Raw genomic sequence first — 14,897 nt, forward strand, 5'->3', positions numbered from 1 at the left:
ATTATCCCATTACTTAAAGGCGTAATAGCTGTCAATCATTGTCGCTTGACGTGCTGCAGCCACACCTTGGGCATCCAGTGTCACTGTCATTTCCTCACCGTTCGGAAGGGTCATTTGTGCAGTGCCGTCATTGTTCATTTGCAGCAATTCTGTGCTGACACCATCGGCAACAACATTCCAAGTATTCAACTCTTTGTTGTAAATGAGTTCCATAGAAGCGGTCTCACCTTCTTTGGTGATAGAATAGCCGTTTTCAAGTGTCTCTACCAGGTAGTCACCGTTTTCACCTTTCACTTTCTTTACATCACCAATGCTGGCCATAGGGTTTGAACCACTCCAGAATTCGATGGAGTTGATGACCAATGCATCGGCCAGATAGCAAACGCCATATACCGGGACAATATTGAATGCCAGATAAACCAGTTCGTTTACAAACTTGGTACCAATACCTTGATTCCAGCTGACCAGTTTACTATGCAGTCCAAAAGAACCGATACAAGAACTGAAAAGAAACGAGCCGCAAATCATTACGGTCGCAGCCATCTTCAAATTGAACTTTTTCATAATCACTCTTTTTTATTTTACTGTGTTTAATAGCTTTATAGCTCATTGAGTTATTTTAAGCATCCGCAAATATAGGATTTTTTACGAAAATACATCCTATTTGAGCTTAAAATCTGTTTTCAGTAAAACAGAAGTGTCTATCTATGAGTTTTTTGAGAAAGAGCCTTTCCGATCCAACGGTCAACGGCAAACTTGCCCGGGCCTATGATATACATCAATATGAACACTACCAGGTACACAAAAGCCAGCTCTTTCGTGGCAAACGGGTCATTGCCATGAATTACAAAAAAGGCAACAGCCATTGTAAACACCATTGGTATCATAGCCAAACGATAGAGAAAACCTATAATGAATGCCATGGAGCATGCCAATTCACCGAAGATAGCCAATCCTAAAGACAGCGGGCTGCCTACACCCAATGGGTCTGGGAAAACAGCCGACAGCTCTTGAAAGTTAGTCCACTTCTGGATACCGTGGTTCATTAATAATATACCGAATACAATTCTTGCAATTAATAGCATAGCAGATGTTGCCGTTCCGTCCGGTTTGACGGGAAATAAAAGTCGTTTTAACATATTCATTCATTTTTAAGTTCGTATATGAACTATAACAAATATTACTCAATAAAAGTTTACTGCCGCTTCAAGGGTTTGATGATAATCCGTAAAGACAGGTCATAGGTAAAGTAACTCCACATCCAGTCTACGAAGATGGAAAGACGGTTTTTTACACCCACAATACTCATCAAATGGATGAACAGCCACACAGCCCATACCGGAAAACTTCCAAAACGCAGCTTCTTAAGCTCGACTACGGCATGATTGCGGCCAATGGTCTCCATGGAGCCTTTGTTTTGATATATAAACGGTTGCAGCGGCAGGCCTGCTTCTGCACGCTGCAAGTTCCTTATCAAGTTGCGGGCCTGCTGGATGGCTGGTTGCACCACTTGCGGGTGTCCTTTGGGATACTCCTCAGAAATCATAAGGGCCGTATTCCCGATAGCGAAAATATTGGGATATTGAGAAAGACGGTTATAAGTGTCCACCTTCAAGCGGTTTCCCGGTCCATAGGCAGGCAATCCTTGAAGGCTGTTTGCTTTGACACCGGCCACCCAGAATACATTTTTTTTGGTATTGCTTGCGGTCCCATCATTCAATGCCAACTGATAATTCTCGTATCCCATCACCCGTTGATTCAATTTAATTTCCACATCATGCTTCTTCAGATAATCAGTCACTTCTTTGGAAGACTTTTCAGAAAAGGCAGACAAAAGCCTGGAAGAGCCATCCAACAAGATGATACGCTTCTCATTGATATTCAAGCCTGGATAGTTTTGAGAAAGGACAAACTTTCTCATCTCGGCCAGAGTAGCGGACAACTTTATTTCCGTAGCTCCACCACCTACAATGGCAAAGGTCATCAGACGCCTGTGCTCTTCTTTATTACCGGTACTCTGGGCCTGTTCAAAGCTGTCCAATATCTGGTTCGGTTGAACAAGGCTTCCGAAGTATTCAATTTTCGTACTAGCTTTAATCCATCGAAGCCACCGCCTACGATTACCCATCGTTTCTGCCCCTCTTTATCGAGAATGTTCATTGCTGTTTTCATTAATTCAATATCATGTTGTTCTTTGTAATATTAAAATAACAGTATAACTGAGGAAAGCTCTATAAATGATGTGGTCAAAAAGAGTGAACCCCACATGCAATGTAGAAATGAACATAAAAGAGAAAAATAGGAAACAAAAAGAAGGGTAACATTGTTGTAATGAAGAACATAAAACAAACTTTGCCACGGAAGTTTTCTACAAGCAAATGGACACTAAATTGACAAAATGGATATTACCAATATTGATGCTGATTACAGAAACGGCTGTTCATGCACAAACACACCCTGCAGAAGCAAAAAACTCTGTGGACTCAATTTCTACGTATCCGATAGACTCGCTTCTCAAGAAACGCAGTTTTTTCGAAAAAATTTTGAATTACTTCAACGATGCCAACAAAGAAAAGAAAAACAAAAAATTTGATTTCAGCATTATAGGCGGGCCTCATTATTCCAGTGACACCAAATTTGGAATCGGACTGGTGGCGGCAGGACTCTACCGTACCGACCGGAACGATAGTATTCTCCCTCCGTCCAATGTCTCTCTGTATGGGGATGTCTCCACAGTGGGATTCTATTTGCTGGGAGTACGTGGAAACCATCTGTTTCCCCAAGACAAATACCGGTTGAACTACAATCTGTATTTCTATTCTTTCCCAAGCCTTTACTGGGGACAAGGATATGACAATGGAGCCAATGATGACAATGAGAGTGAATACGATCGCTTTCAGGCGCAGGTTAAGGTGGACTTCATGTTCCGGATGGCACGTAACTTTTATATCGGTCCGATGACAACATTTGATTACGTGTATGGACATGACTTTGAAAAACCGGAATTATGGAAAGGAATGAAAGCGCGTAGCACCAACGTGAGCTTGGGGTTTTCCTTGTTGTATGATTCACGCGATTTTCTGACAAATGCCTATAAAGGATATTACCTACGGATAGACCAGCACTTCAGTCCGGCCTTTTTGGGAAATAAATATGCATTCAGCAATACGGAACTGACGACCAGCTATTACCAGTCCGTGTGGAAGGGTGGGGTGTTGGCAGGCCAGTTCCATACTCTGCTGAACTACGGAAATCCGCCCTGGGGACTGATGGCAACATTGGGAAGTTCCTATTCTATGCGTGGCTATTATGAGGGGCGCTACCGTGACAAGTGTGCAATGGATGCCCAGCTGGAACTACGCCAACATGTATGGAAGCGAAATGGAGTTGCCGTATGGGTAGGGGCGGGAACCATATTCCCGAATTTCTCGGAATTGGAGGCCAGGCATATTCTTCCTAATTATGGTTTCGGCTACCGCTGGGAGTTCAAAAAGAGAGTAAACGTACGTTTGGATTTAGGTTTTGGCAAACACCAGACCGGATTTATATTCAATATCAATGAAGCTTTTTAGAGACATAAAAAAATGGTTCGACAATCAGGAACATTTGTTCTATCTGTTTCTGGTCATTCTGATAGTGCCCAATGTAGTGCTATGCTTTACAGAACCCATATCATGGACGGCAAAGATATGTAATATCCTGCTACCCCTTTCTATATATTATGCTGTAATGGCTTGGTCGAGAAACTGTGGCAGGACATTCTGGCTGCTATTTCCGTTCATCTTCTTCGGAGCCTTCCAGCTTGTATTGCTGTATCTTTTCGGTCAGTCCATTATCGCAGTGGATATGTTTCTGAATCTGGTGACAACCAATTCGAGCGAGGCGCTGGAACTGCTGGACAATCTGATACCTGCCATCGTTATTGTGGTAGTGCTCTATATACCTGCATTAATTCTGGCAACCATATCCATTGTACACAAACGCAGACTGTCCGAAGCATTCATCCGGCAAGCTCGCCGTCGCACTCTGTATGTGTTGTCTGCCGGAATATTATCCTTAGGCACTGCTTATTTGACAGATGACCGGTATGAGCCGAAATCCGAACTGTATCCTGCCAACGTATGCTACAACATAGCACTTGCTTTTCAACGGACGGCCCAGACGCGGAATTATCACAAGACCTCTAAAGATTTTACCTTTCATGCTAGAAGTACTCATCAGGCTGATGAAAGGGAAGTATATGTAATGGTGGTGGGAGAAACCTCACGGGCATGCAACTGGGCTTTGTACGGCTACGAACGGGAGACTAACCCGGGACTGTCGGGCATTGGCGGACTGACAGCTTTCAGCCATGTGCTGACAGAATCAAACACCACCCACAAGAGTGTTCCGATGTTGCTGTCGCCGGTCAGTGCTTCCAGTTTTGATTCCATCTATTATCAGAAAGGGATTATCACAGCATTCAAGGAAGCCGGTTACCAGACCGCCTTTTTCTCGAACCAGCGCTATAATCACTCATTTATAGACTTCTTCGGCAAAGAAGCCGACACGTATGATTTCATTAAAGAAGATGTAGGGGATTCCAATTACAACCCCTCTGATAACGAACTGTTGAAACTGGTAGCAAAAGAACTGGGCAAAGGAGTTTCCAGGCAATTTATAGTTCTCCACACTTACGGTTCTCATTTTAATTATAAAGAGCGCTATCCGGCAGAGCAGGCTTTCTTCCTGCCGGACATGCCCGTTGATGCGGAAGTGAAATACAAAGACAACCTGATTAATGCCTATGACAATTCTATCCGCTACACGGATAATTTTCTGGTTCGTCTGATAGATATGCTTCAAGAACAACATGTCAATTCTGCCCTGATATACACTTCAGACCATGGAGAAGATATTTTCGATGACAACCGGCATCTCTTTCTGCATGCTTCACCGGTACCTTCCTATTATCAGATACATGTGCCATTCTTTATTTGGATGTCCGACAACTACCGGCAGAGATACCCATCGTTATTGGAGGCCGCACAAGCCAATAGGCAGAAGAATGTATCTTCCAGTGCCTCATTCTTCCAGACAATGCTGGAAATAGGTGGAGTGGAGACCCCATACCGGAATGACTCTTTATCTGTCACCAGCGCTCTGTTTATCGAAAGACCCAGAGTCTATCTGAACGACCACAATGAAGCCCGCACACTGGATGATGTCGGTATGCTCAAGGAAGACTTCAAGATGCTGGAAGAGAAAGGCATCAGGTAATCAGGGAAAGAGAGCAGGCTGTTGCTATTTTGCCCTGATTCTTGATATAAAATTCTGAATCACCGGATACATCTCCTCTACCGTATTCAGCTCCATGCAAGCCGTCTCCAACGGGCACCAGCCGGTCTTGTCACGGTTAATGATATGGGGAACCTCTTGGGCAAAAGTCGTTTCAATTCCTGCTTCGCACAGCAATGCCAGCGCAGGAGTGCTGATTATATCGGCATAGACCGTTTTAAAGCCTCCCAGTACCATCAAAGCAGCGGCACCTTTCCCTATAACCTTATCGGCAATGGCAGCCCCCTTCATAAATGCAGAATCTGCCTGGTACAAATCATACAAATCCGCTACTCCCCGTTGGGTGAAAGTACGGACTTCCTCCCGGTTCTTCATAACACAAGAGTATCCTCCCTTGTGCAGTATGTCAATGATACTCTCCATTTTATAAAGTCTCTTGTTTCAACTGTTCTACAAATTTGTCAATACGATGCAGTTCTTTGGGAATATCAATCGTTTGCGGGCAATGCGGAGAACACTGGTTGCACCCGGTACAATGGTCGGCCTGCCTCAGTTTGGGTACACTTCGGTCATATCCTACGAGAAAAGCACGGCGTGCTTTCCGATAATTCTCATCCTGGCTGCTTTCCGGCACATTTCCTTCATTGACACATTTATTGTAATGTATCAAGATGGCAGGAATGTCAATTCCATACGGGCAAGGCATGCAGTACTTGCAGTCGTTGCAAGGTATGGTGGGGTACTCCATCATCAAATCTGCCGTATCATACAGATACTGAGTTTCCTCTTCTGTGAGTGGTACCAATGGAGAGTAAGTACGGATGTTATCCTGCAAATGTTCCATATAAGTCATGCCGCTCAGCACTGTCAGTACATCCTGGGGAGAACCGGCATAACGGAATGCCCAAGACGCCACACTGCGTTCGGGTTCGCGCTGCTTCAGCCGTGCCACAATATGGTCGGGGACATTGGAGAGCCGCCCACCCAGCAGAGGCTCCATAATGACAGCAGGGATCTTACGCTTGGCCAGCTCGTCATACAGATACTCTGCCTTGAAGTTGCTGCCCGAAGCATGTTTCCAGTCCACATAATTTAACTGTATTTGTACAAAGTCCCAATGAACTTCACCACGGTCATGCATCTGCAAGGCATAGTCATAGACTTCGATATCTCCGTGGAACGACCATCCCAAACGGCGGATGCGTCCTGCTTCACGCTCCTTGACAAGAAAATCAATCATACCGTTGTCTATGTAGCGTTTGCGGAATTGCTCCATGCCACCGCCACCAATCATGTGTAGCAAATAGTAGTCTATATAGTCCACCTGCATATCCTCGAACGACTTACGGTACATGGCGATGGAACCCTCGCGAGTCCAGGTATCAGGATGAAAATTGGATAGTTTGGTGGCAAGATAGAACGATTCGCGTGGATGGCGTTTCAGAGCTATTCCCGTAGACTTCTCACTCCATCCTTGTACATACATCGGAGACGTATCGAAATAATTCACGCCATGGGCAATGGCATAATCCACCAGTTCGTTTACAGCATCCTGGTCTATCATTTCCCCTTTTCCATCCGGAGCAGGAACGGTAGGCCAGCGCATACAGCCATATCCTAAAATAGAAACTTTGTCACTCCCCAAACCAGGAAAACTACGATAGGTCATTTTATCCGTCGGAATGGGGCCCAATACTTTACTGCCTTCACTGCTTCCTTCCTTAGAACCACATCCATAGAGGGCAGCAGTAGATGTGGCGGTTGTAATTCCCACTATCTTCAAGAAATCACGACGGTTCATATTGTTTTTATGATGTTCTTCCATACTTATAGAAATTCTACTTTGTTATATAATTCGATGTCTTTCATGTCCTTCCACATAGATGGCACTGAACGGACGGGCCGGACAAAGATTCTCACATGCCCCGCAGCCGATACAACGCTCCACATTGATTACCGGAATCTTTGGAGAATCCTTGTCTTCAGGTATACTCGGCACCATTTGTATGGCTCCCGTCGGACAATGGCGTGCACAGTTGCCACACTGCACACCATCCGTCAGTGGTATGCAATTTTTCTTTACCCACACGGCATGCCCTATCTGAACGGATGATTTATCAGCTTTGGTTATCGGACGGATAGCCCCTGCAGGACATACCTCCGAACATTTTGTACATTCCGGTCTGCAATAGCCGCGTTCGTATGACATTTCCGGTTGCATCAATTTCCTTAAGTCTGCAGAAGGACGAAGAACCTGATTGGGACATGCCGACACACAGAGCTGGCAGGCCGTGCAGTGTTGCGCCATATTGCGGGCACTCAATGAGCCGGGAGGAGTGAGGGGAGTGCTTCGCTCAGGAATCTTCTTATCTTCAATGGCTGCCAGTCCTCCGTCTACTTTCTTTTCCTGCGCTTTTAAAACAGAAGTGGCTGCAACCAGAGCCGTTGCTGTGAAAAAACTGCGGCGGGTTTCGTTTATCTGTTCCGAATCTGCCTTGCCCGCAGCAGGTTTACCGAAAGGATGATACTTGTAGGAAATGGCTCCATGCTTGCACTTCTCAATGCAGTTCATGCAAACCACACACCGGCTTGCATCAATCTGATGCTCCTTAAAGTTGATGCAGGCTGCCTTGCAGTTGCGTGAACAAAGACTGCATTGGTTGCACTTTTCCGAATCTATTGTGATGCGGAAAAGCGAATAACGTGAAAGGAAGCCCAAGACCGTTCCTACCGGGCAAATCGTATTACAATAGGTTCGTCCGTTGCGTCCGGCCAGAACAACAAGCACAGCCAAAGTAGCGGCAGCAATAATAAAAGTCGGCAGGCTCTTCAACCATACATCCGTTTCATAAAAGGCATAACTGTCTGCCCGTTCAGCCAGATAAGCAAGCAGATTGTTGCCCCATTGCCATATAGGTTGAAAAAGATTATTGGCAATACGTCCGTATGCACTATAGGGTGCAAGTAGAGCAGCCAATGAACCAATTCCGGCAATCAAAGCAATGATAAACACACCCAATACGCCATAGCGTAGCCAAGATAAGGCCGGAGAATAAGAGTAAGGAAGCTTCCTGCGTTTTTTAGGTTGCCGGCCCAGCCATGCCAGTATATCCTGAAATACCCCTAAGGGGCAAATCACAGAACAATAGATACGCCCGCATACCAAAGTGAGAATTACAAGAAACAATATCACTCCCACATTTAGCGCCAATACAGCCGGCAAAAACTGGATTTTGGCCAACCAGCCGAACCACCCATGCAACGTTCCCGTAAAATCAAGGAACAACAAGGTGATGAGTACAAAGCAAATCATTGCAAAAGTCAGTCTAATCTTCCGTAACATGATAATCCTTTATTTTGAGTTCCTAAACTATATCAGCGATATGAGTACAAAACAACTGCCGAAATAGTGAAATTTTATTTATGCAAAAATACATAAAAAAAGAAAGGTATCATCATTCAATGGAATTAAAAACGAAAGAAAGAAGGACAAATACAAAATGCTCCCATTTGCAGTATTAATTAAGTTCCCCTCCTCGTTACGGCCGGATAAAAGCCAATCTCTTATTTTCTTCTGCAAACAGAATAGCCGTATTGACTAATGCCAAATGCGAATAAGCTTGTGGAAAATTCCCCAGTTGTTCCTTCGTATTAAAATCAATATCCTCACTGAATAACCCCAAATGATTGGAATATGTCAGAACATCATCAAACAAACAACGGGCTTCTTCCTTTTCTCCGATAACAAAAAGCGCACGTATCAGCCAAAAAGTGCAAATGGTAAAAGCCGAAGAAGGAAGCCCGAAATCATCTTCGCTGTTATACCGGTACATCAATCCCTTATGCAAAAGAGCTTTTTTCACAGCCTTCACTGTCTTATGGTATCGGATATCGTCTGCTGCAATAAAACCGTAAGGTTCCATCAACAGCAAAGAGGAATCCATTGCCATATTATCATAAGTCTGCGAGAAACTTTGAAGTTCTTCCTTCCATCCATATGTCATTACATCCTGCCATACCTTGTCAGCTTCCTTTTGCCAACGTTCACTATAACCGTATTTATTGAGCATGGAAGCTATCTTTGCACCACGGTCCAAAGCCACCCAACACATCACTTTGGATGAAACAAAATGGCGGCTTTCTCCTCTGATTTCCCATATCCCCTTATCTGGTTTCTTCCAATCTTCCATTACCGTGGAAAGAATGCTCTTTACCATTTCCCACATATCCTCTATTTCGTCTAATGTACCGGGCATCAGCCGATAGTACTGGTAAATCAAATCCATCAGATAACCGAACGAGTCATTCTGCTTTTGATGGTAAGCATCATTACCTATCCGTACTGGTTTGGAATTCTTATATCCGGACAAATGCTCCAGAATAATCTCGGTCAGCTGCCTTTCTCCCCGAATGCCGTACATTATCTGATAGGATTCGTGCTTGGATACGAAAGTGGACTGTATGAACTTCATAAAACGTCTTGCTGCTCCTATATGGCCTATCTGGAACAAAGTTTCGATAGACATGGAGGCATCCCTCAACCAACAGAACCGATAATCCCAATTACGTACTTCGCCGACGGATTCGGGCAAACTGGTAGTAAGGGCGGCCAGTACGGCTCCGTTATAGTAAGACATCAGTTTCAAAACCAGCATGCTTCTTTCTATCACATCATTATAGAGAGAATATTTCTTAGTACGGTTGGTCCAATTAAGCCAATAAACCAAAGTACGGCAATATTCAATTTTTTCCCGTTCAATGTCCACCGGAATGACCTTTTCATTGTATGACAAAAGAAAGAACTCATCTTTTTCCAATATAATTTCTTTTTTCTGTTCGATGTTCTGCAAAGGAAGGGAAGAATACAAATATTGTCTATCTTTATTATCAGAAGAACAATAGCTTTCTATAAATTCAGAAGTGACATTATGAATCACTTTACCTTGCGCATAATTGGGAGCAGGGACATAGTTTACTTTGAAACGGGGCTTACCTTTTATCCACCTCACATATCGATACAATTCTGCCGGAAGATAATGGGCATTTTCGTAGGAACGGTAATAAGGCATGTAATCAAGTACGACAAATTCTCCCTCTTTCGAAGAAAAAGAAGTAGACAATATGTTAGTGTGAGGAACGTAAGATTGTGAGATATGATAGTCTTCTGTAACGTCAAATCCAAAACTTCCTCCTCTTTCCCGATCAAGTAGTGATGCAAAAATAGACGGAGAATCAAAATCGGGAAAACACAACCAGTCTATGCTGCCTTTTTCGGATATAAGTGCGGCAGTCCGACAATTGCCTACTACCCCATAATTTAAATTACTCATTTTTACTATTTTGTTTTTAACAAGTCTCTGAAAAAATCGAATATCCCTTTCAAGCTCGTTTTGACATTCTCGCCAATGGGTTGTTTCATGTCTTTCTTGTTCGCCAGAATTTGAAGAAAAGGCAGGACTTCCGTTTGTGATGGCATATTATAGCTTGCTGCCTCCGACACATATCCCACCTTGATTGTCACTGCATTCACCGGCAAAGCTTTGAACATATCTTCATCCGTAGTATCATCTCCCATAGCTATGATAAAGTCATAATGTTTCTTTTCCAACTGGCGTCTCACTTCGGAACCTTTATTATAATCGGGAGACTTAATCTCCACTACTTTATCTCCTTGTATGATTTGCAGCTTTTGCTGTATACAGATGTTAACCAGCACATTGATAAGTTGCTGTGCCCGCAAAGCTCCTAACCATGCATCACTTTCCCGGTAATGCCATGCCAAAGCCGTTTCCTTGACTTCAAGGTGGGAACGAGGCGTCTTTTCGACAAAAAGCTTCAAGATGGACACCAATCCGGAACTCCATTCCGCTTTGTTTATGTTTTTGTGCCAGATGCCATTTTCCTTATAGAAAGCGCCATGTTCCGCAGCCATTGCAATAGGTAAATTTCCCAACCATTTTTCTAAAGTAAAATGGTCGCGACCACTATTCACAACAACATGGTTGGCCGGGTCGGAAACCAGCTTCTGCAATGTGGCAATGAGTTCAGGGGTGGGTTTAGCATTTTCCGGTCGTGTCTTGAGCGACGCCAACGTTCCGTCATAATCCAGCAAGATAAGCCGTTGCTTAGCCTGGTTATATTTCATTTTGATGGCACCAATAATACCGGCGGATATCCTTTTCTTACGAAGCTGTTCATTCTTACGGCACGTATCGCTCCATTCACTTACAAAATCTGCCGCCCACTTATTAACCGTTTGTACGGAAATAATTTTCTGCATGTGTTGCAAGCGTTTCAGTTGTTCCTGTTCGGGCATCTCCAAAGCCCGACAAATGGCCTGCTTTATCTCCTCAGTGTCATTGGGGTTAATCAACAATGCATCCGTCATCTCAATAGCTGCACCTGCCATTTCACTCAAAATCAAAACACCCGGATTATTATTTTTCGAGGCTACATATTCCTTGGCAACCAAATTCATGCCATCACGAAGTGGAGTTACCAAAGCTACATCAGCTATATAGTACATTGCCACCAGTTCTTCAAATGAAAAACCGTGATAGAAATAGCAAACCGGAGTCCAGTCCATCGTAGAATACTGTCCGTTTATAGAACCTATTTCTTCGTCAATCTTGGTTTTTAGCTCAGCATAACTATCTACATGGTCACGTGATGGAACAATGACCATTGCCAATGTAACTTTTCCACAATATTCAGGATGACATTCTAAAAAGGCAGCAAATCCCCATAAACGGTGCAGAATGCCTTTGCTATAATCCAAGCGGTCTACAGAAAGAATCAACTTATGATTCCCGAAAAATTTCCGTGTACGGTCTATCGCCCGCCGTACTTCCGGTCTGGAAGAAGCATTGTGATACAGTCCGTAGTTGATTCCCATAGGAAGAGCATCGATCCTAACTACTCTATTCCCGAGTTGTGCTTCGTCCAGTTTAAAGTCAATACGCAATACCCGTTCGACAGCACTGATAAAATGCCGCATATAGTCATGAGTATGGAAAGCTATAAAGTCAGCACCCAATAATCCTTTCAGGATTTCTGCACGCTCCGGTAATATCCGGAAAAGTTCATAGGAAGGGAAAGGGATATGATGGAAATATCCGATATTCAAATCCGGGTAAACCTTCCGAAGCATTCCGGGAAGCAGCATTAGCTGATAGTCTTGAATCCACACCTTGTCACCTGGACGTATCACGCGGCAAATGGCATCGCAGAACAACTGGTTCACTTCCTGATACGATTGCCAGAAAGAGTTCCGATACAGCGTATAAACAAAAAAGTAGTGACATAATGGCCAAATAGTACTATTACTATAGCCTTCATAATAATTCTTTATCTGTATTTCGGACAAGAATACTGGGTGGAAATTTATTCCTTCCAATCTAGAAGTGATTTCCTCTTTACTTTCTTCGTTGTCAACGCATATTCCAGGCCATCCAATCCAATGTTTTTCGTAGGAAATCTGAAGTGAGTCCAAACCGGTAGCCAGTCCGCCTTCACTTCGTGAAAATACGAACGTTTCATCCTCTTTGGTAACCTTAACGGGTAATCTGTTTGATATAATATAAAGTTTCATGTATGAGTTAACACAAGAAATATGCCAATTCATACAATATTTTATTTATTGCTTAAAATCAGTATTTTAGAAAAAGATAAAGAGAAAAACAAACATTCAAAAATGAAAAAGAATGTTCCATTTCGATATGGTCCTACTATTACCAATTATCACTGAAAATGTCTTTCTTCACCAATGCTTCAATTCTTTGCTTATAGCAATTTATCCCTTCTGCTATATTTTTACTAGCTTCCGAGGTCCCCATTCCATAGACTACAAGAGGAGTTTGCCATATCATTCCAGCATGTACAGCACTTGCTTGATAAGGTCTTAACAACTCATCCACCGTAAAACGATTTCTTCCTCCGCTTCTATAAGCATCATGTTCAGAGCCGGCAGTAGTGACCACCATCAATGTCTTACCAGCCACAGCAGGAGTTTTTGCCAGATAAGTAAATACTTCATCCAACCATCTCTTCAATAAAGAAGGAGCCGACATCCAATAGAACGGAAACTGAAATACAAGCGCAGATGCATGCGATATGATAGTGCTCCATATCTCTGCATTAAAAGCATCTTCCATACGCATCTCATATAAATTGTATATGGCTACCTCTCCCATGTCACTAATAGCATCCATCAATGCCTTGTTAGCTCGCGACTCTTTTATATTGGGATGTGTCAGAAGAACTACTACTTGCTTTGAATCTTTATCCATATTGTTTTTCTTTTAGTTTAAAATCATTGATGTGTGTACAAATATACAAAATATAGATATACGAGTAGGAGGAAATAAAAGTTTTCTTCCTACTTTCATTTTCTGACATATATTTTCGAATGTGACGGAAGAGGCAGAAAGCGGGTGAGGGCAAAGGTATAAAAACAAACTTCTGAAGAATTTATTATGCGGACTAACGAAAAATAATGTATCATCCCCATATAGATTTACTAGTGATTCCGTATGAGGAGCTTATACCCATCAAAGCATGTTCTTGTTAAGACAAATTAAAAAAGGAACAACAGTAGTTGTTCCTTTTTTAAGTACACCCTCAGGGATTCGAACCCTGGACCCACTGATTAAGAGTCAGTTGCTCTACCAACTGAGCTAAGAGTGCATTCCTTATTTCTTGTTTGCGGGTGCAAAAGTAGTCCTTTTATTTTATTCGTGCAAACAAAACGGTGTATTTTTTGCGATGAAATGGGATTTTTTATTCAAACTCGTATAAATCAGAAGGAGTAGTACGCTTCAAAGCACACAACTGTACATCCTTTCCTACGATAATTCCTTTTTCCCTTAATTTCCATTCCACTGTTTTATATGCCAATTCAGGATGATTGTTGTCCTTGCTCAAATGACAAAGCCAAATATACTGTAAATGTTCCGTCATATTTTCCGAAAGAAATTCAGCAGTAGCAATATTACTCATGTGTCCGGTGCGGCTGGTAATCCGTTCTTTCAGGTATTGGGGGTAGGTACCCATGCGTAACATTTCCTCATCGTAGTTGGCTTCCAATATCAGATAATTGGCCTTTCTGATATATTCTGCGGCCGTAGGAGTAATTTCACCAAGGTCTGTAAGAAAGGCAAACACTTTTCCGTCTATCTCAATGCAATAGCCCACATTGTCCGTGCCATCATGAGGTACCTCGAAAGATTCGATATGAAAATCTTCCAACTGCATGGGTTGCTGCTTTTCCAGGTAACGGACAGACGAATATAACTTTTCTGTCATGCAATAGCTCCGGTTGATGCCCTCATGAATCCGGGCGGTTGTATAAATAGGAATATTCAGTTTTTCACCCAATCCGCCTACTGCTTTGATATGGTCCGCATGGTCGTGCGTAACAAATACCGCACGTATCATTTCCATGCTGATACCTGCTTCTTTCAGTCCTTTTTTTATCGTCCGTACTGCAATGCCGGCGTCGATGAGTATTCCATATTTTTCTGTGCCTATATAATAACAGTTGCCGCTGCTTCCACTGGCAAGGCTTATAAATTTTACTTTCATCCTAATCTCCTTAATTACAAAAAAGCCGTCGCTTTTAA

General features: G+C 43.0%; 11 protein-coding genes, 1 tRNA gene and 1 pseudogene. 2 read left to right on the top strand and 11 right to left on the bottom strand.

What is annotated here, in order from left to right; genetic code table 11:
• Positions 1 to 9: 9 nt before the first annotated feature.
• The 3 genes and pseudogenes from EYA81_RS18895 to EYA81_RS18905 all read right to left on the bottom strand — a co-directional run.
• Positions 10 to 564: a DUF3332 domain-containing protein gene (locus EYA81_RS18895; protein ID WP_117599624.1), complete on the bottom strand. Its 555-nt coding sequence runs from the start codon at positions 562 to 564 to the stop codon at positions 10 to 12.
• 137 nt (positions 565 to 701) lie between these two features.
• Entirely contained in the window at positions 702 to 1,139 is a 438-nt protein-coding gene (locus EYA81_RS18900; protein ID WP_131226391.1) for a DoxX family protein, read from the bottom strand.
• A 56-nt stretch (positions 1,140 to 1,195) separates the two neighbouring features.
• A pseudogene (locus tag EYA81_RS18905) lies at positions 1,196 to 2,073 on the bottom strand (NAD(P)/FAD-dependent oxidoreductase); the annotation flags it as partial.
• A gap of 305 nt (positions 2,074 to 2,378) precedes the next feature.
• On the opposite strand from EYA81_RS18905, the gene EYA81_RS18910 reads away from it, so the two are divergent.
• Positions 2,379 to 3,572: a BamA/TamA family outer membrane protein gene (locus EYA81_RS18910; protein WP_131226393.1), complete on the top strand. Its 1,194-nt coding sequence runs from the start codon at positions 2,379 to 2,381 to the stop codon at positions 3,570 to 3,572.
• Complete coding sequence (locus EYA81_RS18915) at positions 3,559 to 5,259, top strand: lipid A phosphoethanolamine transferase (protein WP_119992645.1); 1,701 nt, start codon at positions 3,559 to 3,561, stop codon at positions 5,257 to 5,259. Before EYA81_RS18910 ends, EYA81_RS18915 begins: the two co-directional genes overlap by 14 nt.
• A 24-nt stretch (positions 5,260 to 5,283) precedes the next feature.
• On the opposite strand, the gene EYA81_RS18920 is transcribed toward EYA81_RS18915, so the two are convergent.
• From EYA81_RS18920 to EYA81_RS18955, 8 genes are all read right to left on the bottom strand, one after another.
• A complete protein-coding gene (locus EYA81_RS18920) occupies positions 5,284 to 5,700 on the bottom strand; it encodes a DUF1893 domain-containing protein (protein WP_005825513.1) in 417 nt (138 codons plus the stop codon).
• A gap of 1 nt (position 5,701) precedes the next feature.
• The gene (locus EYA81_RS18925) at positions 5,702 to 7,102 is read right to left on the bottom strand and encodes an aldo/keto reductase (protein WP_009038429.1); all 1,401 of its coding nucleotides are present in this window, start codon (positions 7,100 to 7,102) and stop codon (positions 5,702 to 5,704) included.
• Positions 7,103 to 7,123: 21 nt separating this feature from the next.
• On the bottom strand, positions 7,124 to 8,620 hold the full coding sequence (locus tag EYA81_RS18930) for a 4Fe-4S binding protein (RefSeq protein ID WP_009038428.1): 1,497 nt from the start codon (positions 8,618 to 8,620) through the stop codon (positions 7,124 to 7,126).
• Between the two features lie 196 nt (positions 8,621 to 8,816).
• Positions 8,817 to 10,607, bottom strand: a complete 1,791-nt coding sequence (locus EYA81_RS18935; protein WP_009038427.1) for a glycoside hydrolase family 15 protein — start codon at positions 10,605 to 10,607, stop codon at positions 8,817 to 8,819.
• 5 nt (positions 10,608 to 10,612) lie between these two features.
• Positions 10,613 to 12,868, bottom strand: coding sequence for a bifunctional alpha,alpha-trehalose-phosphate synthase (UDP-forming)/trehalose-phosphatase (locus tag EYA81_RS18940; RefSeq protein WP_009038426.1), 2,256 nt, complete (start codon positions 12,866 to 12,868; stop codon positions 10,613 to 10,615).
• Positions 12,869 to 13,007: 139 nt separating this feature from the next.
• Complete coding sequence (locus tag EYA81_RS18945; protein WP_005825500.1) at positions 13,008 to 13,565, bottom strand: NAD(P)H-dependent oxidoreductase; 558 nt, start codon at positions 13,563 to 13,565, stop codon at positions 13,008 to 13,010.
• Positions 13,566 to 13,889: 324 nt separating this feature from the next.
• Positions 13,890 to 13,962 (bottom strand) — tRNA-Lys (locus EYA81_RS18950).
• A 93-nt stretch (positions 13,963 to 14,055) separates the two neighbouring features.
• The gene (locus EYA81_RS18955; protein WP_022402436.1) at positions 14,056 to 14,859 is read right to left on the bottom strand and encodes an MBL fold metallo-hydrolase; all 804 of its coding nucleotides are present in this window, start codon (positions 14,857 to 14,859) and stop codon (positions 14,056 to 14,058) included.
• Positions 14,860 to 14,897: the final 38 nt, after the last annotated feature.

Source organism: Bacteroides sp. A1C1, assembly GCF_004328515.1.
Lineage (GTDB): Bacteria > Bacteroidota > Bacteroidia > Bacteroidales > Bacteroidaceae > Bacteroides > Bacteroides uniformis.

Coding starts and splice junctions, on each gene's coding strand:
- EYA81_RS18895 (WP_117599624.1), bottom strand. CDS start 564: ATGAAAAAGTTCAATTTGAAGATGGCTGCGACCGTAATGATTTGCGGC.
- EYA81_RS18900 (WP_131226391.1), bottom strand. CDS start 1,139: ATGTTAAAACGACTTTTATTTCCCGTCAAACCGGACGGAACGGCAACA.
- EYA81_RS18910 (WP_131226393.1), top strand. CDS start 2,379: ATGGACACTAAATTGACAAAATGGATATTACCAATATTGATGCTGATT.
- EYA81_RS18915 (WP_119992645.1), top strand. CDS start 3,559: ATGAAGCTTTTTAGAGACATAAAAAAATGGTTCGACAATCAGGAACAT.
- EYA81_RS18920 (WP_005825513.1), bottom strand. CDS start 5,700: ATGGAGAGTATCATTGACATACTGCACAAGGGAGGATACTCTTGTGTT.
- EYA81_RS18925 (WP_009038429.1), bottom strand. CDS start 7,102: ATGGAAGAACATCATAAAAACAATATGAACCGTCGTGATTTCTTGAAG.
- EYA81_RS18930 (WP_009038428.1), bottom strand. CDS start 8,620: ATGTTACGGAAGATTAGACTGACTTTTGCAATGATTTGCTTTGTACTC.
- EYA81_RS18935 (WP_009038427.1), bottom strand. CDS start 10,607: ATGAGTAATTTAAATTATGGGGTAGTAGGCAATTGTCGGACTGCCGCA.
- EYA81_RS18940 (WP_009038426.1), bottom strand. CDS start 12,868: ATGAAACTTTATATTATATCAAACAGATTACCCGTTAAGGTTACCAAA.
- EYA81_RS18945 (WP_005825500.1), bottom strand. CDS start 13,565: ATGGATAAAGATTCAAAGCAAGTAGTAGTTCTTCTGACACATCCCAAT.
- EYA81_RS18955 (WP_022402436.1), bottom strand. CDS start 14,859: ATGAAAGTAAAATTTATAAGCCTTGCCAGTGGAAGCAGCGGCAACTGT.